Here is a 1,673-nt window from a genome sequence, read left to right as displayed (position 1 = left end):
GGAATTTAATCTTGACGATGACCTACTCTCACATGGGGAAACCCCACACTACCATCGGCGATGCATCGTTTCACTTCTGAGTTCGGGATGGGATCAGGTGGTTCCAATGCTCTATGGTCGTCAAGAAATTCGGGTACTGAGTCGTGACCAGGCGGCCTCGCATCAGCAAATCAGGTATGTGATCGGTTTGTGTGTTGCAAACTTTCGGTTGCTGTCGTCTTCACAGTCACCGCAATCTGATGCTCTCTCGAGTCGCAGATTGCTTGGGTGTTATATGGTCAAGCCTCACGGGCAATTAGTATTGGTTAGCTCAACGCCTCACAGCGCTTACACACCCAACCTATCAACGTCGTAGTCTTCGACGGCCCTTCAGGGAACTCAAGGTTCCAGTGAGATCTCATCTTGAGGCAAGTTTCCCGCTTAGATGCTTTCAGCGGTTATCTTTTCCGAACATAGCTACCCGGCAATGCCACTGGCGTGACAACCGGAACACCAGAGGTTCGTCCACTCCGGTCCTCTCGTACTAGGAGCAGCCCCTCTCAAATCTCAAACGTCCACGGCAGATAGGGACCGAACTGTCTCACGACGTTCTAAACCCAGCTCGCGTACCACTTTAAATGGCGAACAGCCATACCCTTGGGACCGGCTTCAGCCCCAGGATGTGATGAGCCGACATCGAGGTGCCAAACACCGCCGTCGATATGAACTCTTGGGCGGTATCAGCCTGTTATCCCCGGAGTACCTTTTATCCGTTGAGCGATGGCCCTTCCATACAGAACCACCGGATCACTAAGACCTACTTTCGTACCTGCTCGACGTGTCTGTCTCGCAGTCAAGCGCGCTTTTGCCTTTATACTCTACGACCGATTTCCGACCGGTCTGAGCGCACCTTCGTACTCCTCCGTTACTCTTTAGGAGGAGACCGCCCCAGTCAAACTACCCACCATACACTGTCCTCGATCCGGATAACGGACCTGAGTTAGAACCTCAAAGTTGCCAGGGTGGTATTTCAAGGATGGCTCCACGCAGACTGGCGTCCACGCTTCAAAGCCTCCCACCTATCCTACACAAGCAAATTCAAAGTCCAGTGCAAAGCTATAGTAAAGGTTCACGGGGTCTTTCCGTCTAGCCGCGGATACACTGCATCTTCACAGCGATTTCAATTTCACTGAGTCTCGGGTGGAGACAGCGCCGCCATCGTTACGCCATTCGTGCAGGTCGGAACTTACCCGACAAGGAATTTCGCTACCTTAGGACCGTTATAGTTACGGCCGCCGTTTACCGGGGCTTCGATCAAGAGCTTCGCGTTAGCTAACCCCATCAATTAACCTTCCGGCACCGGGCAGGCGTCACACCCTATACGTCCACTTTCGTGTTTGCAGAGTGCTGTGTTTTTAATAAACAGTCGCAGCGGCCTGGTATCTTCGACCGGCATGGGCTTACGGAGCAAGTCCTTCACCCTCACCGGCGCACCTTCTCCCGAAGTTACGGTGCCATTTTGCCTAGTTCCTTCACCCGAGTTCTCTCAAGCGCCTTGGTATTCTCTACCCAACCACCTGTGTCGGTTTGGGGTACGGTTCCTGGTTACCTGAAGCTTAGAAGCTTTTCTTGGAAGCATGGCATCAACCACTTCGTGTTCTAAAGAACACTCGTCATCAGCTCTCGGCCTTAGG

General features: G+C 52.7%; 2 rRNA genes (1 of these 2 only partly in view). Both read right to left on the bottom strand.

The features are described 5' to 3' along the window. Positions 1-9: 9 nt before the first annotated feature. Positions 10-125: ribosomal RNA gene (gene rrf / locus ACIPO9_RS28140) — 5S ribosomal RNA — on the bottom strand. A gap of 149 nt (positions 126-274) precedes the next feature. Further along, positions 275-1,673: ribosomal RNA gene (locus ACIPO9_RS28135) — 23S ribosomal RNA — on the bottom strand; it runs 1,570 nt beyond the window's last position.

Origin of the sequence: Pseudomonas sp. NPDC090203, assembly GCF_044746765.1 — a bacterium.
Classification (GTDB): Bacteria; Pseudomonadota; Gammaproteobacteria; order Pseudomonadales; family Pseudomonadaceae; genus Aquipseudomonas; species Aquipseudomonas putida_AD.
The sequence above is the reverse complement of the archived record's forward strand: the minus strand, read 5'-3'. Positions and strand labels throughout refer to the sequence as shown.